The organism is Paractinoplanes rishiriensis (assembly GCF_016862375.1).
GTDB lineage: Bacteria > Actinomycetota > Actinomycetes > Mycobacteriales > Micromonosporaceae > Actinoplanes > Actinoplanes rishiriensis.
In genome coordinates, this window is sequence record NZ_BOMV01000007.1 from 16256 (window position 1) to 41499 (window position 25244).

Annotated in this window: 22 protein-coding genes; 9 read left to right on the forward strand and 13 right to left on the reverse strand. The window is 72.0% G+C overall.

The genetic code is table 11. From position 1 onward, the window contains the following. The first annotated feature begins 178 nt into the window (after positions 1 to 178). Positions 179 to 850 carry a response regulator gene (locus Ari01nite_RS03930; protein WP_203779426.1) on the forward strand — a complete coding sequence of 224 codons (672 nt, stop codon included), beginning with the start codon at positions 179 to 181 and terminating at the stop codon, positions 848 to 850. Here Ari01nite_RS03930 and Ari01nite_RS03935 read toward each other — a convergent pair. From Ari01nite_RS03935 to Ari01nite_RS03945, 3 genes are all read right to left on the reverse strand, one after another. Next, positions 847 to 1572, reverse strand: a complete 726-nt coding sequence (locus tag Ari01nite_RS03935) for an FAD:protein FMN transferase (protein ID WP_203780283.1) — start codon at positions 1570 to 1572, stop codon at positions 847 to 849. The genes Ari01nite_RS03930 and Ari01nite_RS03935 overlap by 4 nt on opposite strands. 32 nt (positions 1573 to 1604) lie before the next feature. Continuing rightward, entirely contained in the window at positions 1605 to 2090 is a 486-nt protein-coding gene (locus tag Ari01nite_RS03940) for an FMN-binding protein (RefSeq protein WP_203779434.1), read from the reverse strand. A 156-nt stretch (positions 2091 to 2246) separates the two neighbouring features. Next, entirely contained in the window at positions 2247 to 3995 is a 1749-nt protein-coding gene (locus Ari01nite_RS03945; protein WP_239162457.1) for a ferredoxin reductase family protein, read from the reverse strand. A 188-nt stretch (positions 3996 to 4183) separates the two neighbouring features. On the opposite strand from Ari01nite_RS03945, the gene cbiE reads away from it, so the two are divergent. The 3 genes from cbiE to Ari01nite_RS03960 are packed head-to-tail and all read left to right on the forward strand — an operon-like array spanning position 4184 to position 6869. Further along, on the forward strand, positions 4184 to 5395 hold the full coding sequence (cbiE, locus tag Ari01nite_RS03950; RefSeq protein WP_239162458.1) for a precorrin-6y C5,15-methyltransferase (decarboxylating) subunit CbiE: 1212 nt from the start codon (positions 4184 to 4186) through the stop codon (positions 5393 to 5395). Further along, positions 5392 to 6135 (forward strand): precorrin-4 C(11)-methyltransferase, encoded by a 744-nt coding sequence (gene cobM, locus Ari01nite_RS03955; protein ID WP_203779439.1) that lies wholly within the window; start codon positions 5392 to 5394, stop codon positions 6133 to 6135. The genes cbiE and cobM overlap by 4 nt, the downstream gene beginning before the upstream one ends. Then, the gene (locus tag Ari01nite_RS03960) at positions 6123 to 6869 is read left to right on the forward strand and encodes a cobalt-precorrin-6A reductase (RefSeq protein ID WP_203779440.1); all 747 of its coding nucleotides are present in this window, start codon (positions 6123 to 6125) and stop codon (positions 6867 to 6869) included. Before cobM ends, Ari01nite_RS03960 begins: the two co-directional genes overlap by 13 nt. Before the next feature lie 67 nt (positions 6870 to 6936). On the opposite strand, the gene Ari01nite_RS03965 is transcribed toward Ari01nite_RS03960, so the two are convergent. Next, positions 6937 to 8319, reverse strand: a complete 1383-nt coding sequence (locus Ari01nite_RS03965) for a glucose-6-phosphate dehydrogenase (RefSeq protein ID WP_203779442.1) — start codon at positions 8317 to 8319, stop codon at positions 6937 to 6939. Positions 8320 to 8347: 28 nt separating this feature from the next. Continuing rightward, entirely contained in the window at positions 8348 to 9304 is a 957-nt protein-coding gene (locus Ari01nite_RS03970) for a GlxA family transcriptional regulator (protein WP_203779449.1), read from the reverse strand. A gap of 92 nt (positions 9305 to 9396) precedes the next feature. Between Ari01nite_RS03970 and Ari01nite_RS50810 the strand changes: the two genes are divergently transcribed. Further along, a complete protein-coding gene (locus Ari01nite_RS50810) occupies positions 9397 to 9519 on the forward strand; it encodes a hypothetical protein (protein WP_275410821.1) in 123 nt (40 codons plus the stop codon). A 173-nt stretch (positions 9520 to 9692) separates the two neighbouring features. Continuing rightward, positions 9693 to 10883: a hypothetical protein gene (locus tag Ari01nite_RS03975; protein WP_203779451.1), complete on the forward strand. Its 1191-nt coding sequence runs from the start codon at positions 9693 to 9695 to the stop codon at positions 10881 to 10883. Positions 10884 to 10893: 10 nt separating this feature from the next. On the opposite strand, the gene Ari01nite_RS03980 is transcribed toward Ari01nite_RS03975, so the two are convergent. The 5 genes from Ari01nite_RS03980 to Ari01nite_RS04000 are packed head-to-tail and all read right to left on the reverse strand — an operon-like array spanning position 10894 to position 17816. Then, positions 10894 to 11343 (reverse strand): YdeI/OmpD-associated family protein, encoded by a 450-nt coding sequence (locus Ari01nite_RS03980; protein WP_203779453.1) that lies wholly within the window; start codon positions 11341 to 11343, stop codon positions 10894 to 10896. Then, positions 11340 to 12320: a non-homologous end-joining DNA ligase gene (gene ligD / locus Ari01nite_RS03985; RefSeq protein ID WP_203779454.1), complete on the reverse strand. Its 981-nt coding sequence runs from the start codon at positions 12318 to 12320 to the stop codon at positions 11340 to 11342. Before ligD ends, Ari01nite_RS03980 begins: the two co-directional genes overlap by 4 nt. Before the next feature lie 9 nt (positions 12321 to 12329). After that, positions 12330 to 14054: an acyl-CoA dehydrogenase gene (locus tag Ari01nite_RS03990; protein WP_203779456.1), complete on the reverse strand. Its 1725-nt coding sequence runs from the start codon at positions 14052 to 14054 to the stop codon at positions 12330 to 12332. A gap of 18 nt (positions 14055 to 14072) precedes the next feature. Further along, a complete protein-coding gene (locus tag Ari01nite_RS03995; protein WP_203779463.1) occupies positions 14073 to 15893 on the reverse strand; it encodes a sensor domain-containing diguanylate cyclase in 1821 nt (606 codons plus the stop codon). Positions 15894 to 15941: 48 nt separating this feature from the next. Beyond that, the gene (locus Ari01nite_RS04000; protein ID WP_203779472.1) at positions 15942 to 17816 is read right to left on the reverse strand and encodes an alpha-amylase family glycosyl hydrolase; all 1875 of its coding nucleotides are present in this window, start codon (positions 17814 to 17816) and stop codon (positions 15942 to 15944) included. 115 nt (positions 17817 to 17931) lie between these two features. Between Ari01nite_RS04000 and Ari01nite_RS04005 the strand changes: the two genes are divergently transcribed. After that, entirely contained in the window at positions 17932 to 19743 is a 1812-nt protein-coding gene (locus tag Ari01nite_RS04005; RefSeq protein ID WP_239162459.1) for an alpha/beta hydrolase, read from the forward strand. Positions 19744 to 19758: 15 nt separating this feature from the next. After that, the gene (locus Ari01nite_RS04010; RefSeq protein WP_203779474.1) at positions 19759 to 20793 is read left to right on the forward strand and encodes a WD40/YVTN/BNR-like repeat-containing protein; all 1035 of its coding nucleotides are present in this window, start codon (positions 19759 to 19761) and stop codon (positions 20791 to 20793) included. 605 nt (positions 20794 to 21398) lie between these two features. On the opposite strand, the gene Ari01nite_RS04015 is transcribed toward Ari01nite_RS04010, so the two are convergent. The 3 genes from Ari01nite_RS04015 to Ari01nite_RS04025 form a co-directional block, all read right to left on the reverse strand. Next, positions 21399 to 22187, reverse strand: coding sequence for an ABC transporter ATP-binding protein (locus tag Ari01nite_RS04015; RefSeq protein ID WP_203779476.1), 789 nt, complete (start codon positions 22185 to 22187; stop codon positions 21399 to 21401). A 64-nt stretch (positions 22188 to 22251) separates the two neighbouring features. Next, complete coding sequence (locus tag Ari01nite_RS04020; protein ID WP_203779478.1) at positions 22252 to 22887, reverse strand: response regulator transcription factor; 636 nt, start codon at positions 22885 to 22887, stop codon at positions 22252 to 22254. Beyond that, positions 22839 to 24125, reverse strand: coding sequence for a sensor histidine kinase (locus Ari01nite_RS04025; protein WP_203779480.1), 1287 nt, complete (start codon positions 24123 to 24125; stop codon positions 22839 to 22841). The genes Ari01nite_RS04020 and Ari01nite_RS04025 overlap by 49 nt, the downstream gene beginning before the upstream one ends. Positions 24126 to 24235: 110 nt before the next feature. Here Ari01nite_RS04025 and Ari01nite_RS04030 point away from each other — a divergent pair, with 110 nt between their 5' ends. After that, positions 24236 to 25243: a fatty acid desaturase family protein gene (locus tag Ari01nite_RS04030; protein ID WP_203779482.1), complete on the forward strand. Its 1008-nt coding sequence runs from the start codon at positions 24236 to 24238 to the stop codon at positions 25241 to 25243. Position 25244 lies beyond the last annotated feature (1 nt).

The window sequence follows — 25244 nt, forward strand, 5'->3', positions numbered from 1 at the left end:
ACTGCACATATCGTGCGAGCCCGGCCGGGTAAACCGCGTCCGCCCACGGCGGTGTCGCCGGCTTACGGCCCCGGTTGGTGACCGCACCCCCGAACTACCGCCGGGGATGTACCGCCACAGCGGTATGCCCGCGCCCGGAACGCCTGCGACCTGGGAAAACTGGGGCGATAATCACCGCATGGTCATCCGTGTGCTGCTGGCTGACGACTCGATACTCATCCGGGCCGGGCTGGCCATGCTGCTCTCGGCGCAGCCGGGGATGGAGGTGGTCGGCGAGGCCGACGACGGGGTTCAGGCCGTGCAGATGGCTCGGGAGCTCAAGCCGGACATCGTCGTGATGGACCTCAAGATGCCCAACCTCGACGGGATCGGGGCGACCCGGGAGATCACCGCGGACGAGTTCGAGCACCCGGTCAAGGTCCTGGTTCTCACCACCCTCAGCGGGGACGAGGACGTCTATGCGGCGCTGCGGGCGGGTGCCTCCGGGTTCCTGCTCAAGGACGGTGCACCCACCGATCTGGCGGCCGCGATCCGGGAGGTCTGTGCCGGGAACGCCTACCTGCATCCGGCCGTGACGCGTGGGGTGATCGCCGACATCGCCAGCCGGTCCGGGCCGGCCCGGGCGGTCTCCGGCATTCTCGACCGGCTCACGCCGCGGGAGCGGGAAGTTCTCGAGCACATGGCCCTCGGGATGCAGAACCAGGAGATCGCCGAGCGGCTGTTCCTCTCCGAGGCGACGGTGAAGACGCACGTCTGCCGCATCCTCATGAAGCTCGAGGTGAAGGACCGCGGCCAGGCGATCGTGGCCGCCTACCAGAACCACCTGGTGGCGCCCGGGCGGACCGTCTAGGCAGGGGCCACCGGCAGGCCCGCGGAGGTGAAGGCACGGCCGTCATCGGTGACCACGGCCGACTCGTAGCCGTCGGTTGCCAGCTTCGCGAGCCAGGACAGGGCCGGTTCGCCCATGGCCAGCGCCGCCGTCGCGTACGCGTCAGCCATGGCGAGCGTGGGACCGACCACCGTGACCGAACGCAGGCCTTTCGACGGCATGCCGGTGCGCGGGTTGATGACATGGTCGCCCCGCTCGTACATCCCGGACGTCGCCACCGCCCCGTCGGTCAGCGCCAGCACCCAGCTCAGCCTGTCGGGTACCGACGGATGCCGGATGCCGATCCGCCACGGGGTGCCGTCGGCCTGGTGCCCGCGGGTGCGGATGTCGCCGCCCGCGTTGATGAAGTGGTTGGCGCAGCCGGCCGCCACCAGGCGCTCCGAGGCGACCTCGACCGACCAGCCCTTGACGTAGCCGGACGGGTCGAGGGGGCCGCGGGCGTACGCGTCGAAGTAACCGTCCGTGTCGTGCCACAGGGCGTCGCACGCGGACAGCACGTGCTGGAGGTCGGGCGAGCAGTCGGCGGGCTTGAGTTCGCCGCGGCGCAGCCGGCAGACCTCGCTGTCGTCCCGATACGTGCTGAACCGTGCGTCCACGGCGTGCAGCCAGGCGCACACGTCGGAGATCAGGTCGGGCAGATCCGGGGACGTGGCGGCCAGTTCGATGCTGACCGCCGTACCCATGACCTGCTCGACGTGGCGCACGGACAGTGACCCTACGCCTTGGCGGCGTCCAACGCTGCCTGCAGCGACTCCTGGTAGGACTTCGTGGTGTAGGTGGCACCGGACACGGCCGCGACCTCGGCGCTCTGCTCCTCGAGCGTCGCCTCCCGCAGCGCCTTGATGGCCGGCGGGTTGATCGTGGCGCTGTCGTTGGTCGTCGGGTAGGTGGCGTCGGCCGCCGTGATCTTCCCGTCCTCGACCTTGATCGAGACCTGGATGGTGCCGTACGGGTTGGTCGCGCCCTTGCCCTTGAAGGTGCCGTCCTTGAGGCCGCTCCTGGGGGCCTCCTGGGCCGCGTCCTCCTTCGGCGGGGCCGGCTTCTTGGTGCCGGACGGCTTCGTGGTCGGCTCGTTGCCGGCCAGGTCGACTGCGGGCGGTGCGGCGGCCGGCCCCTCCGGCGGCTGCACGCTCAGGCGCACGCCCACGATCAGGGCTGCGCCGGTCAGGGTGCCGACGGCGGCTGCGGTACTACGTCGCATCGCGAGATCTCTCCTTCACCACGGAAGCGGGATCAGAGTCGTCCGGGTCGATCGAGGGTTCCGGCTCCTCGGGAGGTACCGGGGTGACCGCCGCCGGCGCGTCGCTGCGCCGGGTGCGGCTCCGACCAGGAAAAGGGGACTGGTTGAGCTTCCACATCAGAATTCGAACGGGTCGAGGTGCAGCTGGCTGTCCGGCACGTCGAGCTCGCGCAGCGTGGCCACGGCGGTCTCGACCAGCCCGGGTGGGCCGCACAGGTACACGTCCCGGCGGCTCACGTCCGGCACCAGGCCGAGCAGGCCGGTCGGGGTGAACAGCCGCTTCGGTCCGGGGTCGTTCCGGCCGCCGACGATGTAGCGCACCCAGGCGTCCCGGCGCTCGGCCAGCTCCTCCAGCTCGCCGCGGAAGACGAGCTCGTCGGGGCGGCCGGCCCGGTAGATCACGATGGTGTCCGGCGGCATGTCCTCGAGCAGGGCGCGGATCGGCGCGATGCCGCTGCCGCCCGCGATCAGCAGGGCCCGGCGCCGAGTGCGCCGCTGGGCCGTGAAGACGCCGAACGGGCCCTGCGCCCACACCGGCGTGCCGGGCTCCATCTTGGCGAGGCGGGACGTGTGCCCGCCGACCGCCGTGACGGTCAGCCGCAGCCACTCCGAGTTGGGCGCCGCCGAGAGCGAGAACGGGTGCGACTGCCACCAGCCGTTGCGGGTCAGGAACCGCCACCGCATGAACTGACCGGCCTGCGCGGGCAGCTTCTCCAGGTTCTTGCCGTCGATGTAGATCGAGAACGTGGCGGTCGCGCCCTCGGCCACCACCTCGGCGACCTCGAACTTGTGCCGCATGTTGAGCCACAGCGGTTCGACCAGGCGGCCCCAGATCAGCGCCGAGATCACCAGCGCGGTCAGGGCCGGCCAGAACACCGAGGCGAACTTGCCGCTCAGGTCGGCGCCGGTGGCGACCTGGTGGCCGTACCCGAGCAGCAGCACCAGGTAGCCCATCAGGTGGATGCCGTGCCACAACTCGTACGGCAATTTGGTCTTGAGGCCCCGGATCGAGATCAGGCTGATCAGGACCAGGATCCCGGTGGCCGCGGTCGCCGCGATCATGTCCGGGAAGGTGGTGATGATCGACCAGCCCTGGTCGATGACGCCGGTGTTGGCCGGCATCGCGTAGCCGTAGACGATGAACACGACGTGCGCGAGCACGAAGATCACCAGCGAGGTGCCCAGCCAGCGGTGCCAGCGCAGCAGGTCGCGGGCCCCCACCCACTCCTCCAGCCAGGAGACCCGGCTCATCATCAGCAGCTGGATGAACAGGATGTAGCCGCCCATCAGCCCGGTGACCCGGCCGGCCGCGAGCATCAGCGTGGCGGTGTCGTTGATCGCGCCGGCCTGGGTGTTGAACAGCCACAGCGCGACGCTGGTGGCCAGGCCGGAGAAGAACAGCAGGATGGTGAGCAGCCGGTTCCCGGAGATCGACTCGGCCGGCGGCCGGTCGTCCGGGATCGGCGGCCGGGCCGGGCCGGTGGCCTTCCAGCCGGTCGGGTCGGTGTTCGACTCCGAGACGATGTCGCTGCGCCGGTACGGGTCGTCGCTCGACGGCGCGTAGTCGTCCTGCTCGATGTACGAGTCCCAGGAGGTGGGCGCCTGCTGCCGGTAGCCCCGGCTGTCGGCCACGTCCTCCTCGGCCCACGGATCGGCCGCGGCGGGAGCGTTGCGGGCCGACGGCATCCGCGGGTCCGACATCCGCGTACCGGTCGAGTACCGCTGGTCGTCGTCGGCGGCCTGCGGGCGCATGCCCGCGAAGTAGTTGGCGTCGTCGTCCTCAGCTGGAGCGGACCGCAGCCCGGCAAAGAACTGCGCGTCCTCCTCTCCGGGCGCATAGCGCTGATCCCGAGAGGTCTGGAACATCGGCGATCCTTGCGCCATTCGTCCTCACCCGTCCAGCATGTCGTCCTTTCGGCGCCTGCCACCCCCTTGCGGCCGGCGTGACGACCCGGTCTCGGGGAGCCGTCTGGATGTTGTACGCACCCGGCGCGCCCTTCGCTCAAACGGGATCCGGAAATTCTGCTGGCTGGGACCCGCGATACCGTCACCGCGTGCAGCCCGTAAACCCCGCCTTGGTCACGGTGGTCGGCATCGGCGCCAGCGGGTGGTCAGAGCTTGGCGGTACGGGTAAAAGCGCGCTCACCGGGGCCCGCGTCGTGTTCGGCAGCGCCCGCCAGCTCGATCTGCTGCCCGCCGAGGTGACCGCCGAACGGATCGCCTGGCCGAGCCCGCTGATGCCGGCCCTGCCCGGGTTGCTGGAGTCCCGCCGTGGAGCCTCGGTCTGCGTCCTGGCCAGCGGCGACCCGATGCTCCACGGGATCGGCGCGACGATCGTCAACCAGCTGGGCGCGGAGGCTGTCCGGGTGCTGCCGCACCCGTCCGCGGCGTCCCTGGCCGCCGCGCGGCTGGGCTGGCCGCTGGCGACCACCGAGGTGCTGAGCCTGGTCACCGCCGACCCCGCCGAGGTGCACCGCCTGATCAACCCCGGCCGCCGCTTCCTGGTGCTGTCCCGGGGCGCCGCGACTCCCGCCGAACTGGCCGCCCGGCTCACCGCGGCCGGTCACGGCGCGGCCCGGATCACCGTGCTGGAACAGCTGGGCGGTCCCGCCGAACGCCTGGTCACCGGCACCGCAGCGACCTGGTCGGAGCCGCCTGGCGACCCGCTCAACGTGGTGGCGGTCGAGTGCGGCGACGGCCCCTCGGTCGCCGCGGTCCCCGGTCTGCCCGACGACGCGTACCGCCACGACGGTCAACTCACCAAGCGCGAGGTCCGCGCCGTGACCCTGGCCGCCCTCGCGCCCGCACCGGGCGCCCTGCTGTGGGACGTCGGCGCCGGCGCCGGCAGCATCGGCATCGAGTGGATGCGCAGCCACCCGTCGTGCCGGGCGATCGCCGTCGAGTCCGATCCGGCCCGCTGCGAGATGATCCGCACGAACGCGGCCGCCCTCGGTGTCCCGGCCCTGCGGGTGGTGCCCGGTCGCGCTCCCGAAGCGCTGGCCGGCCTGCCCGCGCCCGGCACGGTCTTCATCGGCGGCGGGGTGACCCGCGACGGCGTGCTGGACGCCTGCCTTGCGGCGCTGCCCGCCGGCGGCCGCCTGGTGGCGAACGCGGTGACCGTCGAGTCCGAGGCGGTGCTGGCGGCCGGCCACGCCAGGCTGGGCGGCGAGCTCACCCGGGTCGCGGTGAGCCGGGGCGCGCCGGTCGGCGGCTTCACGGGCTGGCGGGCGATGATGCCGGTGACGATCTGGACGATCGTGCGATGACGGTCCATTTCATCGGTGCGGGTCCGGGCGCCGCAGACCTGATCACCGTACGCGGCCAGCGCCTGCTCGCGGCGGCGCCGGTGTGCCTGTACGCCGGCAGCCTGGTGCCGGTGGAACTGCTGGCCGAGTGCCCACCCGGCGCCCGCCTGGTCGACACCGCCGGCCTGACCCTGGACGAGATCCTCACCGAGATGACCGCCGCCCACACGGCCGGTTACGACGTGGCCCGCCTGCACTCCGGCGACCCGTCGGTGTTCAGCGCGGTGGCCGAACAGATGCGCCGCCTGGACGCCGCCGGCATCCCCTACGACGTGGTCCCCGGTGTCCCGTCCTTCGCCGCGGCCGCCGCCGCCCTGTCCCGCGAACTCACCGTCCCCGGCGTGGCCCAGACGGTGATCCTGACCCGCACCGCCGAACGAGCCACCGCCATGCCCCCCGGCGAAGACCTGACCACCCTGGCCGCCAGCCGAGCGACGATGGTCCTGCACCTGGCGGTGCAGCGCATCGAGGCGGTGATGGCCGAGTTGCTGCCCGCCTACGGCCCCGATTGCCCGGTGGCGGTGGTGGCCCGGGCCAGCCGCCCCGACGAGCAGATCCTGCGAGCCACCCTGTCCACCATCGCGGCCGCGGTCCACGAGGCCGGCATCCGCCGAACCGCCGTGATAATCGTCGGCCCGGCCCTGACCGCAGCCCAGTTCCCCGACAGCCACCTGTATTCGGCAGCCCGATGCCGCCCGTAACCCCGCCCGCCGTCCTCATACTCGGCGGCACCACCGAAGCCCGTGCGCTCGCCGACGTGCTCGCCGCCGTCCCGCTCCGGGTGATCAGTTCGCTGGCCGGGCGCACCACCAAGCCACTCCTCCCCCGCGGCGAGCTCCGGATCGGCGGCTTCGGCGGCGCTGACGGCCTGGCCGCCTACCTGCGCGAGCACCGCATCGATGCCGTCGTCGACGCGACGCATCCGTTCGCCGCCGGGATCAGCGCCAACGCCGCCACGGCCGCCGCGCACGCCGCCGTGCCGCTGCTCGCGCTTCGGCGGCCGGGCTGGACCGAGCAAACCGGGGACGTCTGGCACCGGGTGCCCACCCTGGAGCGGGCCGCCGCGCTGCTCCCCCGCCTCGGCCGCCGCGTTTTCCTCACCACCGGGCGGCAGAGCATCGCGGCCTTCGCGGGCCGGGACGACTGCTGGTTTCTGGCCCGCTCGGTCGAGCCACCCGCGCCGCCGCTCCCCCGGCACCTCGAGGTCGTGCTGGACCGCGGACCCTTCGGCGTGGACGGCGAGCTCCGGCTGCTGCGGGCGCATCGGATCGATGTGCTGGTCAGCAAGGACAGCGGTGGTGACCCGGCCAAACTGGACGCCGCCCGGGAACTGCGCATCCCGGTGATCCTGGTCGATCGGCCGGCGGCCGGGGCGGCGGCCGGGAGCGTGGCGGAGGCGGCGGATTGGGTGCTACGGACGGTTGCGGGCCGCTGACACTGGTCGCGCGAGTGGGTCGCCGGCTCGACCACGAAGCGGCCTTAGATCGTCAGTGGCCCGGCCCTCACTGACCCAGCAGCCAGCGGTGCGGCGCCGCGAGCCCGGCCGCCTGGGGCGGGCCCCACGAGCCGGGCGGGTAGGTGACCAGCCGCGGCGGCGCGTCCAGCAGGGGTTTGATGGCGCGCCACGCGGCGGCCAGGCCGTCCGGGCGGGTGAACAGCGAGCGGTCCCCGGTCAGCACGTCGTGGATCAGGCGGGCGTACGGCGGCAGCGGGTCCGCCTCGGGCAGGTGCGCGAGCGGCAGCGCCACCTTCGCGGCCGCCAGGTCGTCCTCGATGCCGGGCTGCCCGGCCAGCAGCGACAGCTCCACCTGGCCGCTGCCGGCCAGCGAGAAGGTGAGCACGTTGGACTGCGGCGGCAGCTTCGCGAACGGACCGGCCGGGGTCCGCAGCACCAGGCTCACCTGCTCGGCGTTCGTGGTCATCCGCTTGCCGGTGCGCAGCAGGAACGGCACGCCACGCCAGCGCGGGGTGTCGATCCACAACTTGGTGGCCACGTACGTGTCGGTGCGCGAGCGCGCGCGTACCCCCGCGATGTCTTTGTAGCCTTTGAATTGACCCAGCACCGTCTCGGCCGGATCGATCGGCCGGAAGCGCCGGATGACGCGCTCCCGGGCCGCCTGCAGGTCGGCCGCCGCGAGCGAGGCCGGTGGTTCCATGGCCACCTCGGCGGCCACCTGGAACAGGTGGGTGACCAGCATGTCCAGCACCGCGCCGGTGGCGTCGTAGAACTCGGCCCGCTGCCGCACGCTCAGCGTCTCGGGCACGTCGATCTGCACACTCTCCACGTGCCGGCGGTGCCACAGCGCGCCGAACGCCTCGTTCGCGAACCGCATCACGTGCAGTTGCTGGGTGGCCTCCTTGCCGAGGAAGTGGTCGATCCGGTAGACCTGCGACTCGTCCAGCACCCGGTGCACCTGCCGGTCGAGTTTGCGGAACGCGTCCGGCGAGGTGCCGAACGGCTTCTCGTAGACCACCCGTGACCCCTCGGCCAGGCCGTGCGTGGCGAGTGCCTCGGTCATCCCGGAGAAGGTCGACGGCGGCACCGCGAGATAGTGGATGAGCTGGGCGTCGGCGCCGGCCTCCCGGCGCGCCTCGGCGATCACGTCGAGCAGGCTGCCGGGCGACCCGGTGTCGAAGCCGCCGCCGGCGAAGCGCAGCCGGCGCGCGAAGTCCCGCCACGGACCGGCCTCCGGCTTGGGCCCGAACTCCGCCAGCGCGTCCTTCACCCGCTCCCGGAAGTTCTCGTGCGAGACGTCGCCGCGGCCGTTGCCGACCAGGATCCAGTTCTTCGGGAGCAGGCCCTCGATCGCCAGCGTGTAGAACGCCGGCAGAACCATCCGCCGGGACAGGTCACCGGTGGCGCCGAACAGCACGAACACGGTCATACCAGCGATGTTCCCGCCGGGCGGCGGGTCACACCGGCTGGCCCCGGAATGTGCCGCGGTAGGCCTGGGGGGTGGTGCTCAGTCGCTGGGCGAAGTGGTGCCGCAGGGTGGCCGCGCTGCCGAAGCCGGACCGCAGCGCGACCGCGTCGATGCCGAGGTCGGACTCCTCCAGCAGGCGCCGGGCCAGCAGCAGCCGCTGGTGGGTGAGCCAGTCGTGCGGGGTGGCCCCGGTCTCGCTGCGGAATTTCCGGGCGAAGGTGCGCGGGGCCATGTGCGCGAGCCCGGCCATGGTGTCGACGGTGTGCGGCCGGTCGAGCGTCTCCAGCACCACGGCCAGCACCGGCTGGAGCGTCTCGCACTGGATCGGCCGCACCGGGGTCTCGATGTACTGTGCCTGCCCGCCGTCGCGGTGCGGCGGCACCACCATCCGGCGGGCGATCATCGTGGCCACCGCGGTGCCGTGCTCCTGGCGCACCACGTGCAGGCCGGCGTCGACGCTCGCGGCCGTGCCGGCGCTGGTCAGCACCTTGTCGTCCTGCACGTAGAGCACGTCCGGGTCGACCTTGGCGGCCGGGTAGCGCTCGGCCAGCGCGTCGGCGTGCAGCCAGTGGGTGGTGCACCGGCGCTCGTCGAGCAGCCCGGCCGCACCCAGCGCGAACGCGCCCGTGCACACGCTCATCACCCAGGCGCCGCGCTCGTGGGCCCGGCGCAGCGCCGCGAGCACCGGCTCGGGGGGCGCGAAGCGGCTGTAGGCGTACGGCGCCACCGCCACCAGGTCGGCCTCCTCGACCCGGTCCAGGCCGAACTGGGCCACCACGTCGAAGCCGGCGTGGGTGGTCACCGGCCGGCCGTCGATCGAGCACACGGCGAAGTCGTAACCCGGCAGTCCCTCCGCGGTCCGGTCGTATCCGAACAGCTCACAGAGCACGCCGAGCTCGAAGACGGCCACGTCCGGAAGCGCGATCACGGCGATGTTGCGGAGCATGTGACGGAGCATACGGCCGGTTGGCAGGATTTAGAAGATGTATGGCAAGTCTGCCACTGTCGGCCCGGCCCGAACGCGCGCATGCTCGACGTATGGCACTCGGAATCCTCATCTTCTTCCTGCTCATCACCGTCGCCTCGATCGCCGGTAAGACCGCGGACACACGCGAGTACGCCGACTGGAAGCCCACGAACGGCGGCTTCCGAGAAACCTGACCAAAGTGGACGCCCGGCCGGTTGGGCCGGGCGTCCCACGTCTGCCTCGAATCCGGAAGCTGTCCAGGCGAAGCGGACGGCGGGGAAGGTCCGCCGGGCGCCGGGCCGCGTTCGGAGTGATGCCACCGTCCCGCAACTTTCCCGTTGGGCAACGCATTTGGCACAGTGGACTGATGCTGACCGACGTCGACCTGCCCGCGCCCGGATTGTTGTGGACCCGATGGGCGACCATCGCGTCCGCGCTTACCGGTCTCGGCTATGCCGATGTGTGGTTCGTGGACGAAAGTGGCGCACATCACGACGACCACGGCGGCAGCTGGGCCCGCTTCGCGCTGCTCGACGGCGCGCGGGCCGTGCTGTTCGGCTATGACCGGGATCACAGCGAGACCGTCACCGCCGATCCGCCCGTCGATGTGCTCACCGGTGCGCCGTCCTGGCTGCCCTGGGACGACCTGGTCGAGCTGGCCGAGAACGACCGGCTCGGCTTCGTGGTGTGGCACGCCGAGGGCCGGTGGTCGCGGGCCCGTTATCAGACGCCGGTCACCGACGGCCTGGTGCAGACCGTCGGGCCGATCCTGAGCAACGAGAACACGCTGCGCGAGCTCGGTGAGATCGTCGAGGAGTGGGGCCAGCACGAGCTGCGCAGCCCGGCCGAGCGGGACGAGGTGCGCGAGGCCGGCGAGCAGTTGCTGGCCGCCGCGGTCCGCGGGCAGGTCACCGGCGAGGCGTTCGAGCGGCTGCTGGGCCGGCTCACCGACCCGCCGCTCGACGTCCGGGCCGCGCTGGGCGAGGCGGCCCGGGCCGGCATCACGACCGGCACCCGGCCGCCGCGGATCCCGCCGGGCGAGCGGCCGACCATGCGCCGGGTCCGCCGGCTCAGCCAGGGCGAGCACGACCGCATGGTGTGGGCTGCCATGCACGACGCCGGCGAGCTGGACCGGCCCGCTCCGCCGGCCACCGCCGAGTTGGACGCGCTGGCCGCCTGGATGCGCGACCGGTCGCCGACCGGCGACGGCCGGTGCACCGTGCTGGCCTATGCCGACGGCGCCAGCCTGAGCCTGCAGGGCGGCGAGCTTCCGCCGGCCGGCGTGCCGCGGCGCGAGCTGAGCGAGCTGGTCCGGCGGCTGTGGCGGGCCGAGGGCGACCCACGCTACGGCCACTGGCTGTTCCTGCGGGTGGAGACGGGCGACACCGGGATACGGGTGGAACGCCGCTACGACTCGTGGCCGCAGTGGTGGCCCGACGACGGCGTGTCCGGGCCGTGGCGCACCAACCTCCAGCAGGAGCTGGGCGCCCGCCATCCGCAGTGGCGGCCGTCCTGGATGCGCCTGCTCGACCCCGAGGTGGCCTACCGCACCGGCTAGGGCGCCTGATTTAGCGGGCTCGGCCGGCCCGCAGCAGGTCGAGCGACTTGGCCAGCCGGCGGGCCCGGGTCTCGTCGGTCTTCGCCGAGGTCAGCTGCTCGACGTGCCAGCGCTGGTTGCTGTACGCCACGGTCTGCCAGAAGTCGCCGACCGCGGGCTCGGCGTCCAGCGCCGCCTGGAGGTCGGCGGGCACCTCGATGACCCGCGGCTGGGTGTCCAGCTCGATGTCGAGGTCGTAGGTCTGGCCGCCCTCGACGCCGGCCGCGGCCCGGCGCTCGGCGCTGACCCCGAGCCAGAAGCTGCCGCCCATCTTGGCGATCGTGGTGCGGAAGGTGAGGCCGTTGAGCTGCACCACGACCTTGGGCCGGCCACCGCCGCCGAGCGCCGCGACGACGTCCTCCGGCACCTCGAACCCGGTGGTGTTGCCACCGGTCCGCTGCAGATCGAGGCGGGTCTTCATGCCGGTTGCCCTCCGTCGTCGGGGTCGGGGTCGTCGGGGTCGGGGAGTCCCTCGCGTTCGTCGCGGTCGGCCCAGTCGAGCAGCGTCGCCAGCGAGTGCGCCCGGTCGTCGATGGTGGCGTGCAGGTCGCCGAGGCGGGCGAAGCGCTCCGGCACCGTCCGGATGGTGAACTCGCGCGGGTCGACCTCGGGGATCTCGGACCAGTCCACCGGCGTCGACACGGTGGCCTCGGCGACGCCGCGCACCGAGTACGCGCTCGCGATGGTGTGGTCGCGGGCGTTCTGGTTGTAGTCGACGAACAGCTTCTCCGGGTCGCGGTCCTTGCGCCACCAGGTGGTGGTCACGTCGTCGGGCGCCCGCCGCTCGACCTCGCGGGCGAACGCCAGCGCGGCCCGGCGTACGTCGGCGAAGCCCCAGTCCGGCTTGATCCGGACATAGACGTGCAGGCCGCGTCCGCCGGAGGTTTTCGGATAACCGGTGATGCCCAGCTCGTCGAGCACCTCGTGGGCCACCCCGGCGACCCGGCGCACCCGGTCGAACGGGCAGTCCGGCATCGGGTCGAGGTCGATGCGCCACTCGTCGGGGCACTCGGTGTCGGCCCGCCGCGAGTTCCACGGGTGGAACTCGACGGTCGACATCTGCACCGCCCAGATCACGTCGGCCAGCTTGGTCACGCACAGCTCGTCGGCGTGCCGGTTGTACCGCGGGAAGGTGACCCGGACCGTCTCGAGCCAGGGCGGCGCGCCGTGCGGCACCCGTTTCTGGTGCACCTTTTCGCCGGCCAGGCCGTCCGGGAAGCGGTGCAGCATGCAGGGCCGCTCGCGCAGTGCCCGGACGATGCCGTCGCCCACCGACAGGTAGTAGTTGACCAGGTCGAGCTTGGTCAGCCCGAGGTCCGGGAAGTAGATCCGGCCGGGGTTGGAGACGCGCACGTCGAACTCGCCGACCTCGACCTGCGTCGAAGGGGATGCGGCCATGACGCCAACCTAACCCAGGCACCGGTCGTCTAGATCGGCCATCAGGGTGTCCCGGGAGTCGAGCAGGTCGAGCAGCGGGCCGGTCCGGGGCAGCTCGTGGGTGATGAAGTAGCGGGCCGCGAGCCGCTTGCCGTCGTAGAAGGCGCCCGCCCGGTCGCCGGCCGCGTTCCGCTGCGCCAGCCACATCCAGGCCACCACCAGGTGCCCGGCCGCGTCCAGGTACGCCGTGGCGTTGGCCAGCGCCACCGTGGGGTTGCCGTCCCGCCAGAGCGTCGCCGTGGTGCGGGCCAGCCGGTCGCAGGCGGCCAGCACCGGGCCGCCGAGGTCGTCCGGTGCCTGACGGGCGGTCGCCCGGATCCGGTCGAGCAGCAGGGCCAGCCCGGCGCCGTCCCGCATGGTGACCTTGCGACCCAGCAGATCGAGGGCCTGGATCCCGTCCGTACCCTCATGAATTGAATTGAGGCGATTGTCCCGGTAGAACTGTTCGACCGGGTACTCGCGGGTGTAGCCGTACCCGCCATGGATCTGCACCGCGTGATCGTCGGCCAGCCGGCACCACTGCGACGGCCAGGCCTTGACGATCGGCGTGAGCACGTCGAGCAGCAGGTCGTGCTCGGGCGACGGCTCGTCGAGCAGCTTGGCCGCGTAGAGCACCAGGGCCAAACCACCTTCCACGTACGCCTTCGACGCGAGCAGCATCCGGCGGACATCCGGGTGCTGCACGATCGGCACCGGCGGCGCGGCCGGATCCTTCCCGGCCACCGGTCGTCCCTGCACGCGTTCCCGGCTGTAGGCCAGCGCGTGCAGATAGCCGGTGTAGCCGAGGGCCACCGCGCCGGCGCCCACCCCGATCCGCGCCTCGTTCATCATGTGGAACATGTACGCGAGGCCGCGGCCCTGTTCGCCGACCAGGTAACCGGTCGCCTCGTCGAAGGAGAGGACCGCGTTGGTGGTGCCCCGGTAGCCCATCTTGTGGTTGAGCCCGGCCAGCGTGACGCCGTTCCGCTCGCCGACCGTGCCGTCCGGCTCGACGAGGTGCTTGGGCACCACGAACAGCGACAGGCCCTTGACCCCGGCCGGCGCGCCGGCCACTCGGGCCAGCACCAGGTGCACGATCGTCTCGCTCAGCTCGTGGTCGCCGCCGGAGATCCACATCTTGGATCCGGAGACTTTGTAGGTGCCGTCGCCGGCCGGCACGGCCCGGGTCAGCGTGTCGCTCAGCGACGAACCGGCCTGCGGTTCGGACAGGCACATGGTGCCGGTGAACCGGCCCTCGAGCATCGGCCGGACGAACGTCGCAACCTGCTCCTCGGTGCCGTGCGCCAGCAGCAGGCCGGCGTTCGCCATGGTCAGCATCGGGTACGACGAGGTGCCGATGTTGGCGGCCTGGAACCAGAGGAAGCAGGCCCGGGCCACCACGTGCGGCAGCTGGTAGCCGCCGTGCCCGACGTCCAGCGTTGCCGCCAGCAACCCGGACTCGGTGAAGACCTTGAGCGCGGCGGCCACCTCGGGGATCACCTGCACGCGGACACCGTCGAAGGTGGGTTCCTCGATGTCGTTGCGCCGGTTGTGCGGGGCGAAGTCGCGCTCGGCGATCTGCTCGGACAGGTCGAGGAACGCGTCGAACGTCTCCCGCGAGTGCTCGGCGAACCGCTCCCGGGCGGTCAGCGCCTCGACGCCGAGCCACTCGTAGAGCAGGAAGTCCAGGTCACGACGCGAGAGAATCTTCGACACCCCACCAGTGTGCCCGCATCACGGCTCGCTGCGGTGCCGGCCCACCCACCCGGCGAACGTCGGCTCGTGCTGGGCGCGCCCGCCGCCGGACTTCTTGATCGTGTACATCGCGTGGTCGGCGGCCCGCAGCGCCTCGTCCGGGTCGCAGGCCGACGGCGCCACGTGCACGCCGACGCTCGCGCCGATCACCACCTCGTGCCCGTCGATCAGGAACGGGGCCTCGACCGCCTCCTGCAGCCGGTCGTGCATCGCCTCGGCGTCCGACTCGTCCAGCACGCCCGGCATCAGGATCACGAACTCGTCGCCACCCACCCGGGACAGCACGTCGTTCTCCCGGATGCAGGCGCTGAGCCGGGCCGCCACCTGGCGCAGCAGCTCGTCGCCGGCCTCGTGGCCGTGCGCGTCGTTGACCGGCTTGAAGCCGTCCAGGTCGACGAAGAGCACCGCCACCGCGTCGTTACGCAGCGACGCGCCCAGCACGTCCTGCATCCGGCGCCGGTTCGGCAGGCCGGTGAGCGCGTCGTGCGACGCCTCATGCTCCAGCTGCTCCTGGAAGGCCCGGGTGTCGGAGATGTCCCGGGCGTTGATCACGACGCCGTTCAGCGCCGGGTTGTGCATCTGGTTGGACGCGGTGAGCTCCAGCCAGCGGAAGGTGCCGTGCGCCGAGCGCACCCGGCACTGCAGCCGCAGCACGGCCTCGCGCTGGGCCAGCAGCGCGCCGAAGTTCTGCACGATGTACGACCGGTCGTCCGGGTGCACGATGTCGAACACGCTGGTGCCGGTCAGCACGCCGGTCTCGAAGCCGAGCACCTTGGCGGCGCTCGGGCTGGAGTAGGACAGCCGGCCCTGCGAGTCGAGCACCGACACCAGGTCCGGAGCGTGCTGGAACAGGGCCTGGAAGCGCATGTCGGAGCGCCGGCGCTGGAGCACCGTGCGGTAGCCGAGCAGGGTGATGCCGGCGACGCCGATCAGCAGCATGGCGAGCAGCGTGACGTTCAGCGTCTGGCTCTTGGCGTGCACCGCGCCGTCGAACGACTGCTGGGTCTGGGTCCGCACGTACGCCCAGCCGCCCGGCATGCCGCCCACCACGATCGCCACCATCGCGGTGTCGTCCACGGTGTACTCGACGAAGGTGCCGGCGGCCACCGCCGACGGCAGCGCCGAGATCAGCGCCGGGTCGATCCGCTTGCCGACGTTGCTCGCCGTGTCGGTGGCGCCGATCCGGCCGGCCGAGTCCACCACCACGGTCGTGTGGGTCTCGTCCCGCAGCTGCTCCAGGTACTTCTGCAGCGACGTGGAGGCCACCGCGTTCAGGCCCACCAGCACGCCGGCCGGCTTGCCGTTCTGCACGATCGGCACGGCCACCGCCTCGACGTACGTGCCGTCGACCGTCATCAGCGGCGAGAAGCCCGGCTGACCGGCGGCCAGTTGCTTACGCAGCGACTGCCAGGCCGGGTCGTTCATGGCCGGCAGGCCGTCCCGGCGGCTCGCGTTGAGCACGGCGCCCTTGAGGTCGGTGATCAGCGCGGCGTAGCCGAACGTGGCGCTCTTGGCGGTCAGCGTGGCGAGCGCCCGGGTGTCCTCCGGGTCGCCCTTGACCAGGCTCATCGGGTGTTCCGCCTGGAAGTCGTTGAGTTCCGCGGCGGTGAGCATCTTGAGCTGCTTGGTCAGCCGCCCGTTGTTCACCGCGAGAGCCAGCGAGTCGGCCCGGTGCACCGAGTCGGCCGCGCGCAGCGCCGACTGGTTCACCAGGATGCCCACGATTCCCGCAGCAGCCAGCAGGAGCACGCTGACCAGCACGGCCAACCAGTTGCGTACACGCTTGACGAACCGCCTCATGCCCGAAGTCATCGGCAGCGAGCCGGGAACTTGAACTGATTTGCACCCTCACCGCTCTGCTAACCACACGAAACCGAGCCCCGGCAGCTGGGCCCGTCCCTCCCGCACCACCAGCGGGCCGTCGCTGCTCAGCACGGTCTCCAGCCAGCCGTAGTGCCCGATCGGCGCCGCCCCGACCGTCTGCGGCTGCTCGCTGAAGTTGGCCAGCCCCACGAATGTGCCGCTGCGCGGGTGCCGCCGGCGCCAGGCGAAGACGTGCTTGTTGTCCACCCCGACCACCGCGGTCTCGCCGCCGGCCCGCAGCGCCAGCAGGTCCTTGCGGGCCGCGATCAGCCGCCGCAGTCCGCCGAACACCATCCCCTCCAGCGTGTCCGGGTCGGTGCGCCGGGCCATCGCGGCCCGGTCCAGGTGCGGCCGGTGCATCCAGCGGTTGTCGTCGGCCAGCGCCGGATCATCGAGATACCCGTCGTCGTTCCGCATGGCCAGTTCGTCGCCCATGTAGATCAGCGGAATCCCACCGAAGCCAAAAGCCACGGCATAGAGCAGAAGCATGCGCCGTACGCCCAGCGGCCAGCTCGCCGGATCACCCGTTATCCCGCAGAGCGACGCCGCGGTCCCGGAGATCCGCGCGTCCCCGGTGTCCGGGTTCTCCTGGAACAGGGCGCCGTGGGCGTACGAGCCCGCGAAGCGCCCGGAGAAGAACGCGTTGAGGAAATTGCGGTGGTTCCACCAGTCCCAGCCCACCGCGGCGGCGTCCGGCTCGCTGATCGCCCAGCCGATGTCGTCGTGCCCGCGGACGTAGGTGACCCAGGACGCCCCGGCCGGGATCGGCCGCATCCGGGACAGCGACTGGCTCATCAGCCGCGCGTCCCGGGTGGCGAGGCTGCTCCAGAGCATCACCATCAACTGGTTGTGGTACGCGAGTTCGCACTCCGGCCGGTACCGGTCGTGCCCGCCCAGGTACGGCACCAGGTCGTCGGGCGCCACGATCGCCTCGGCCTTGAAGATCACGCCGGGGGCGGCGAGCCGGACCAGCGCCCGCAACGCCTGCACGATCCGGTGCACCTCGGGCTGGTTCATGCAGGTGGTGCCGAGCCGCTTCCACATGAACGGGACCGCGTCCAGCCGGAACACGTCGACGCCCCGGTTGGCCAGCCACAGGATCGTCTCCAGCATGGCCCGGAACACCGCCGGGTTGGCCCAGTTGAGGTCCCACTGGTAGCTCCAGAACGTGGTCCACACCCAGCGGTCGTCGAAGCGGGTGAACGAGCCGGGCGCCCGGTCCGGGAAGACCGGCACGATGGTCCGCTCGTACGCGTCCGGCAGCTCGCGGTCCGGGAACGAGAGATAGAAGTGCGCGTACGCCGGATCGCCGGCCCGCCAGCCCACCGCCCACGGGTGCTCCATCGCGGTGTGGTTGAGCACCAGGTCGACGCACAGGCTGATGCCGCGCCCGCGCAGGTCGCCGGCCAGCTCGGTGAGGTCGTCCATGGTGCCGAGCCGCGGGTCGACGGCCCGGTAGTCCTGCACCGCGTAGCCGCCGTCGTTCTCGCCCGCGCGCGGCTTCAGCAGCGGCATGAGATGGAGATATGTGACGCCGAGCTCGTCCAGATAGTCCAAGTTGTCGGCTACCGCACGAAGCGACCCGGCGAACCGGTCCGCGTAGCAGACGTACCCGACCTGCCGCGCCCGCTGATACCAATGGGCGTCTATCTCCCGGCGCCGGTCGAGATCGCGGAGGCCGGCCGGGCGGTCCGCGGCCGCCGCGAGGGCGACACCTACCAGGGCGTCCAGCGGCACGTCGCCATAGACGATCTCCAGGGGCTCGACGATGTCCAGCAGCGACGTCTCCAGCCTGGCGAGAAACGCGACCGCGTCCGAACGACCGAGGAGCCGGGTGGCATCGGCCGTCAATGATGGCATCAGGGCCCGGAACCTGGTTGCGGCACGTGAGCGGACGGATGATCCTTCCATCAGGTCAACGTAACCGTCCGTGCCGTCGCGCTGACGCCGAAAACTCGGCATGGGGGGAGCACGTGTGCGCAGACTGGTGGTGACATTCCCGCCGGACACGTTCGCGCCGTGGCGCACCCGGGTCCCCGCTCCACGGCCCAGTCCGGAGCAGCCCAGTCCGGAGCAACACAGTCCGGAGCAACACAGTCCGGAGCGGCCCAGTCCCGAGCAGCCCGGTCCGGAAGGGCCGGCCGGCGCCAAGCCCGCTCCGCCAGCGCAGCCGCGCCGGCGGGTCGTCCGGTGCGGCCTGAGCGTCACCGGCGTCGGCCTGTCCGCGCTGTTCTACTGCCTGTCCTTCACCCCGTCCCTGCTCCCCCGCCCGTGGTTTCTCCAGGGCGCGGTCGCCGGGATCACCGCGGCCATGGGCTACGCGGCCGGCACCGCGATCGGCGCGCTGGTGCGGATGCGCTGGTGGCCCAGCCGGCGGATCGAACGGATCGCCTGGCACCTGCTGTTCGCGCTGATCCCCGTACTCGTCCTGATTTTTCTCTGGCTCGGCACCCGCTGGCAGCGCGAGTTACGCATCCGCCTGGGCATGGAACCCCAGCCGGAGTACGACGTGCTGCGCACCGTCGGGATCAGCCTGCTCACCTTCGGCACGCTGCTGCTGATCACCCGGCTGCTGCGGCTCGCGGCGCACGGCATCGCCCGGCTGCTCGGCCGCCTGGTGCCGGAGTCGGCCGCGTACTGCGCCGGTTTCCTGGTGGTGACCCTGCTCAGCTACGGCGCGTTCGACAACCTGCTGATCAGCAACCTGTACCTGACGGCCGACCGGTCCGCCGCGCTCACCGACAGCGGCACCGGGCACGGGGTGGTCCGGCCCGGTTCGCCGCTGCGCTCGGGCGCGCCCGGCTCGCTGATCACCTGGGACTCGCTGGGCCGTCAGGGCCGCAACTTCGTGTCCAAGGCGCCATCTCCCACCGAGCTGACCGCGTTCACCGGCCGCCCGGCGCTGGAACCGATCCGGCTGTACGCCGGCCTGGCCTCGGCCGAGACGGTGCCGCAGCGGGCCGCGCTGGTGCTGCGCGAGATGGAACGGACCGGCGCGTTCGGCCGCTCGGTGGTCGCGGTCTTCACCCCGACCGGCACCGGCTGGGTGGACAACGACGTGACCAGCAGCCTGGAGTACATGTACGACGGCAACACCGCGCTGGTCTCCATGCAGTACTCGTACCTGCCCAGCTGGATCTCGTTCGCGGTCGACCGCGGCACCGTGGCCGAAGCGTCCGCCGCCCTGATCACCGCGGTCCAGCAGCGGTGGGCGGCGATGCCGCCGCAGAGCCGGCCCAAGCTGCTGATCTTCGGGGAGAGCCTGGGCACGTACGGGACCGAGCGGACGTTCGGCAGCGCGGAGCGGATGGTGGCCGGCGCCGACGGCATCCTGCTCGAGGGGCCGACCTTCGCCAACCCGATCCACCAGCAACTGACCGCCGGCCGCGCCACCGGCAGCACGGTCTGGGACCCGTCCTACCGCGGCCTGCCGGTCGAGTTCGCCTCCCGGGCGGCCGAACTGCGCGAACGCACCGGCCCCCGGCCGCGCGTCGTCTACATGCAGAACTCCTCCGACCCGGTCGTCTGGTGGAGCCCCAGCCTGTTCTGGCACCGCCCGCAGTGGCTGAACGGCCAGCGGGGCCCCGACGTCAGCCCCGACATGCACTGGTATCCCGGCATCACGTTCTGGCAGACCACGGTCGACCTGCTGTTCGCAAACAAGGCGCCCACCGGCCACGGCCACGTTTACAAGTCCGGCACCGTCGACGGCTGGGCCGCGGTGGCCCCGCCGCCCGGCTGGACGGTCGACGACACCGTGCGTCTGCGTGCCCTGCTCGATCGGTAGCGATAACGTGCCGGAATGACGATGCAGCGAAAGTTGTCGATCGCTCTGTTTGCGGCCGTCCTGGCGACCACGACCGGTATGTCCGCCGGCGGCACACCGACCTGGCAGCTCAGCGACACCGGCACCACCGCGCGCTTCCGCGGCCTGGCCCCGGTGAGCGACAAGGTGGCCTGGGTGTCCGGCTCGGCCGGCACTATCCTGCGGACCGTCGACGGCGGCCGCACCTGGCAGTCGGTGGGCCCGCCCGGCACGGCCGAACTCCAGTTCCGCGACATCGAGGCGACCGACGCCCGGCGCGCGGTGGCCCTGACCATCGGCACCGGCACCGACTCCCGCATCTACACCACATCGGACGGCGGCCGCTCCTGGACCGAGTCGTTCCGCAACGAGGACCCGAACGCCTTCTACGACTGCATAACCTTCCTGGACCACCGCCGCGGCCTGGCCCTGTCCGACCCGGTGGACGGCAAATTCCGCATCCTGGCCACCGCCGACGGCGGCCGCTCCTGGCAGCTGCGCCCCACGGCGGGCATGCCGGACGCCCTGCCCGGCGAGTTCGCCTTCGCCGCGAGCGGCACCTGCCTGGTCGCGGCGGCCGGCAAGGCGTGGTTCGCCACCGGCGGCGGCGCGTCGGCAAGGGTCTTCTCGTCATCCGATGCCGGCCGCACCTGGTCGGTGACCGGCACCCCGATCCCGAGCGGCCCCAGCGCCGGCATCTACAGCCTGGCCTTCCGCGACCGCCACCACGGCATAGCGGTGGGCGGCGACTACGCGGCCCCCGGCTCGGCCCCGGACGGCGCCGCCTACCTGCACGGCCACACCTGGAAGGTCGCCCGAACGGTCCCCGGCGAGTACCGCTCGGGCGCCGCGTGGGTGGGCCGCGGCCCGGCGGCGTTGGCGGTAGGCCCCACGGGAAGCGACCTGTCCACGGACGGCGGCCGCACCTGGAAACGCTTCGACACCGGCAGCTTCGACGCGGTCCTCTGCGTCCCGAGGGCGTGCTGGGCGTCGGGCGAGCAGGGCCGGGTAGCCAAACTGCGCTGGCACTGACCCACTGCCGTCCCCCACTGCCGTCCCCCACCGCCGGCACCCACCGCCGGCACCCACTCCCGTCACCCACCGCGCCGTCCCCCACTGCCGTCCCCCACCGCGCCGTTGCCCACCGCCGTCACCCACTCCCATCACCCACCGCGCCGTCACCCACTCCCGTCACCCACCGCCCTCATCCCCGAGTGAGGCCCGACATTCCGGATTTATCCGGTAGCAGGGCGCCATCACCGCGGCACTATCCCGCACCGCCGTCACCCGCCGACGATGCGCCCGACTTTTCGGGTTTGTCCGGCACCATGGCGGCGTTCCAGCGGGGCCGGGGGGAGGGCGGTCGGGCCGGCGGGAGGGCGGCGTGCCGGCGGGAGGGCGGTGTGCCGGCGGGAGGGCGGCGTGCCGGCGGGAGAGCGGTCGGGCCGGCAGGATAGCGATCGGGCCGGCGGGAGGGCGATCAGGCCGGCTGGATAGCGATCAGGGCGGTGGAAGGGCGGCGGCACCGCGGCGCGGCCCGGCACCCACTTCAGCCCGGCGGGCGCGCTGCGGCCTCAGCCACGCGCCTGGGGCGCGGCGGCAGCCGCCGGAGGCGGGGTTCGCGGTTTGTGCGGTTGTCAGCCCCGGCTGGCGTACCTCTGCATTTGTTGAATTTCGTCGGTCAGCAGGAGGGAGTGCAGCTCGGCGGAGACGGTTGCCACCTGCTCCAAGTGGGCGTTGTGGCCGAACGTGCGCGGGCGCGGGATCGGGATCTCGACCAGGCGGCGGAGGCGGCCGGGGCGGGCGCTCAGGACGGCTACCCGGTCGGCCAGGAGGACGGCTTCCTGGATCGAGTGGGTTACGAAGACGATGGTGGTGCCCAGTTCCATGTGGATGCGCTGGAGTTCGACGGCCAGTTCCTCGCGGGTCAGGGCGTCCAGGGCGGAGAACGGCTCGTCCATCAGCATGACCTTGGGGTTCTGGATCAGCGCCCGGCAGAGGGAGACGCGCTGTTGCATGCCGCCGGAGAGTTCGTGGGGCAGGCGCTTGCGGAAGCCGGTCAAGCCGGTCATTTCCAGCAAGCCCTCGGCCTGGCGTTTGTGGTCGGATTTGCGCCAGCCGAAGATCTCAACAGGCAGCAGTACGTTGTCCTCGACCGAGCGCCAGGGCAGCAGGGCCGGCCGCTGGAAGACCATGGCGACGTCGCGGCGTGGTGACCGGACCCGCTCGCCGGCCACGTGCACGTTGCCGGCGGTCGGCTTGAGCAGGCCGCTGATCATGCGGAGCAGCGTGGACTTGCCGCAGCCGGAGCGGCCGATCACGGCCAGGAACTCGCCGTTGCCGATGGTCAGGTTGATGTCGCGGAGCGCCTCGACCGGGCCGGACCGGCCGCGGAACGTCTGCGCAACGCCGTCGATGGTGATCATCGTGTCTTCCCCAGGTCTTCCGTCGGGACGTACAGAATGACATCTGTCGCTGAGAACCGGACGGTCAGGCGTTCAGGTAGGCGAGAACGGCCAGCACCCGGCGGTTGTCGTCGTCCGACGGTGGCAGGCCCAGCTTCGTGAAGATGTTGTTGATGTGCTTGCTCACCGCCTTCTCGGTGACGTAGAGCCGGCCGGCGATCGCGGCGTTCGACCGGCCCGCGGCCATCTCGCCCAGCACCTCGCGCTCCCGGACGGTCAGCACGTCCAGCGGCTGGCTGCGGTCCAGCAGGCGGGCCACCACCTCGGGGTCCATCACCGTGCCGCCGCCGGCCACCTGGTGCACCGCGTCGATGAACTGGGTCACGTCGGACACGCGATCCTTCAGCAGGTAGCCCACGCCGCCGCTGCGGTCGCCCAGCAACTCCCGGGCGTACAGCGGCTCGACGTGCTGGGACAGCACCAGCACCGGCAGGCCGGGGGCCTCGGCACGGGCCGCGATGGCGCCCTGGAGGCCCTCGTCGGTGAACGTCGGCGGCAACCGCACGTCCACCACCGCGACGTCCGGCCGGTGGGCCAGCAAGGCCGGGAGCAGGGCCGGACCGTTGTCGACGGTGGCTACCACCTTGAAGTCGAACGCCTCCAGCAGCCGGGTCAGTCCGTCCCGGAGGAGAGCGTGGTCCTCGGCGATGACAACTCGCACGGCAGCTCCATGGTCACGATGGTCGGTCCGCCCGGCGGGCTGGACAGCGACATCGTGCCATCGAACGCGGCCAGGCGGCGCTCGATACCGCGCAGGCCGGTGCCGGCGGACGGGTCGGCGCCACCGGCACCGTCGTCCCCGACCTCGAGGTGGAGCACGTCTCCGGCGCGCCGGATGCTGACGAAAGCGAAGGTCGCCCCGCTGTGCCGGGTCACGTTCGCCAGCGCCTCGGCCACCGCGAAGTAGGCCGCCGACTCGACCGGGGTGGCCAGCCGCTCGGTCACCTCCGAATCGACGCTCGTCGGGATGCGCAGGTGCAGGGCGAGCGCCCGGACCGCGCCGTCCAGCCCGCGTTCGGCCAGGACCGGCGGGTGGATGCCGCGGACCAGGTGGCGCAGCTCGACCAGGGCCGTGGAACTGGTCTCCCGGGCCTCGGCCAGCAGCTTGAGCGCCGACTCCGGGTCGCGGTGCACCATCTCCTCGGCCAGGCCGATCGTCATGCCGAGCGCGACCAGCCGGGCCTGGGCCCCGTCGTGCAGGTCGCGCTCGATGCGGCGCAGCTCGGCGGCCTGGGCGTCGACCGTGTCGGCCCGGGTCACGGTCAGCTCGGTGACCCGGGACCGCAGCTCGGCGTTGCGGGTGGGCGCCAGCAGCAGCCGGGTGAACCAGGCGTCGGCCCGGCGCAGGTACGGCGCCGCCAGCACGCCGATGGTCAGGATCAGCACACCCTGCGGCACGGAGAGCAGGCCGTCGCCGACGTTCTCGATCGGCCAGATCGCGCCGTAGCCGTAATCGCCGGTGCCGAGCCAGATCCACAGCGGGAGCAGGAGTATGCCCTCGATCCCGTACAGCGGCACCGCCAGTGAGACCACGCCGAGCACCACCCCGACCAGCGCTCCGGGCAGCAGCCAGGCGAAGTCGCGCCAGGTGGCGGGGTCGGTGACGATCTGCCGGTAGGCGCCCGGGCCGACCGGCAGGGTGCCCTCGGGACGCGGGCGGTAGGGCCGCGCGATCGGCACGCCCCACCAGCCGGCGATGTGCCGGGCCGCGGCGGCCCGGGCCCGGATCAGCCTGGTGACCAGCGGCAGCAGGACGAGCCCGAGACCCAGCACCGGGGTCAGCACGAGGGACACCACGAACAGCACGAACAGCAGGAAGTTCGTGAGCGCGAGGCCGATGGCGAGCACGCCGCCGGCGATGGCCCGCAGCCCGTCGCGTATCCAGTCTCGCGTTTCCATGGGGTTCATCCTGACGCGGCGGCGCCCGGATGGCAGTAGTGCTAGCCCTACCTCAGATGTAGGCCTGGCACTCCTGACCGCGCGGCCCCTAACCGGTTGTCTTGTCAGCCATGACGACAACGGCAGATCGGCCGCGGGCGGCGGCCGGTAGCGACTTCGCGGAGCTGAACCGACGGATCAGTGCGGCCGGCCTGCTACGCCGGCGGCCGGCCTACTACGCGGTGCGGCTGGGCCTGGTGGCCACGGCGCTGGTCGCCGGCTGGTCCGCCTTCTTCCTGGTCGGCGCGTCCTGGTGGACGCTGGCCGTGGCCGCCTTCCTGGCGGTGGTGTTCGCCCAGGTCGCGCTGGTCGCCCACGACCTCGCGCACCGCCAGGTGTTCCGCACCAACCGGCCGAGCAGCCGGGCCGGGCTGATCGCCGGCAACCTGGCGATCGGCATGTCCTACGGCTACTGGATGGACAAGCACACCAAGCACCACGCCAACCCGAACCATGACGATCTGGACCCGGACGTCGGGCCGGGGGTGCTGGTCTGGACCCGGGAGGCCGCCCGCGGCCGCGGGTTCCTGATCCGCTACCAGGCGTACTTCTTCTTTCCGCTGCTCACCCTGCTGGGCATCTCGCTGAAGCGGGACAGCATCCGGGCGCTGCGCGACGGCACGGTCAAGCGCCCCGGCCTCGAGGGCGCCCTGCTCGCGGTCCACCTGATCGGTTACGCCGCGGCGCTGCTGCTGGTGCTCAGCCCGCTCCAGGCGCTCGCCTTCCTGGTGCTGCACCAGGCGCTGTTCGGGGTCTACCTGGGCCTGACCTTCGCCCCCAACCACAAGGGCATGCCGCACCCGGACGGCACCGAGGACTTCCTCCGCAAGCAGGTGCTGACCTCGCGCAACGTTCGCGGCGGCCGGCTCGTCGACGCGGCGCTGGGCGGGCTCAACTACCAGATCGAGCACCACCTGTTCCCGGCGATGCCGACACCGAACCTGCGCCGGGCGCAGCCGATCGTGCAGGCGTACTGCGCCGAGATCGGGGTGCCGTACGAGATGACCAGCCTGACCGAGTCGTACGTGCAGGCGTTGCGGCACCTGCACGACGTGGGTGCCGAGTTGCGGCGACCCTAGG

Coding starts and splice junctions, on each gene's coding strand:
- Ari01nite_RS03995 (WP_203779463.1), bottom strand. CDS start 15,893: ATGAGGCGGTTCGTCAAGCGTGTACGCAACTGGTTGGCCGTGCTGGTC.
- Ari01nite_RS03970 (WP_203779449.1), bottom strand. CDS start 9,304: ATGCTCCGCAACATCGCCGTGATCGCGCTTCCGGACGTGGCCGTCTTC.
- Ari01nite_RS04030 (WP_203779482.1), top strand. CDS start 24,236: ATGACGACAACGGCAGATCGGCCGCGGGCGGCGGCCGGTAGCGACTTC.
- cobM (WP_203779439.1), top strand. CDS start 5,392: ATGACGGTCCATTTCATCGGTGCGGGTCCGGGCGCCGCAGACCTGATC.
- Ari01nite_RS04010 (WP_203779474.1), top strand. CDS start 19,759: ATGACGATGCAGCGAAAGTTGTCGATCGCTCTGTTTGCGGCCGTCCTG.
- Ari01nite_RS04000 (WP_203779472.1), bottom strand. CDS start 17,816: ATGCCATCATTGACGGCCGATGCCACCCGGCTCCTCGGTCGTTCGGAC.
- Ari01nite_RS03980 (WP_203779453.1), bottom strand. CDS start 11,343: ATGAAGACCCGCCTCGATCTGCAGCGGACCGGTGGCAACACCACCGGG.
- Ari01nite_RS03935 (WP_203780283.1), bottom strand. CDS start 1,572: ATGGGTACGGCGGTCAGCATCGAACTGGCCGCCACGTCCCCGGATCTG.
- Ari01nite_RS03965 (WP_203779442.1), bottom strand. CDS start 8,319: ATGACCGTGTTCGTGCTGTTCGGCGCCACCGGTGACCTGTCCCGGCGG.
- ligD (WP_203779454.1), bottom strand. CDS start 12,320: ATGGCCGCATCCCCTTCGACGCAGGTCGAGGTCGGCGAGTTCGACGTG.
- Ari01nite_RS03945 (WP_239162457.1), bottom strand. CDS start 3,995: ATGTTCCAGACCTCTCGGGATCAGCGCTATGCGCCCGGAGAGGAGGAC.
- Ari01nite_RS03930 (WP_203779426.1), top strand. CDS start 179: ATGGTCATCCGTGTGCTGCTGGCTGACGACTCGATACTCATCCGGGCC.
- Ari01nite_RS04015 (WP_203779476.1), bottom strand. CDS start 22,187: ATGATCACCATCGACGGCGTTGCGCAGACGTTCCGCGGCCGGTCCGGC.
- Ari01nite_RS04025 (WP_203779480.1), bottom strand. CDS start 24,125: ATGGAAACGCGAGACTGGATACGCGACGGGCTGCGGGCCATCGCCGGC.
- Ari01nite_RS03975 (WP_203779451.1), top strand. CDS start 9,693: ATGCTGACCGACGTCGACCTGCCCGCGCCCGGATTGTTGTGGACCCGA.
- Ari01nite_RS50810 (WP_275410821.1), top strand. CDS start 9,397: ATGGCACTCGGAATCCTCATCTTCTTCCTGCTCATCACCGTCGCCTCG.
- Ari01nite_RS03940 (WP_203779434.1), bottom strand. CDS start 2,090: ATGCGACGTAGTACCGCAGCCGCCGTCGGCACCCTGACCGGCGCAGCC.
- Ari01nite_RS03960 (WP_203779440.1), top strand. CDS start 6,123: ATGCCGCCCGTAACCCCGCCCGCCGTCCTCATACTCGGCGGCACCACC.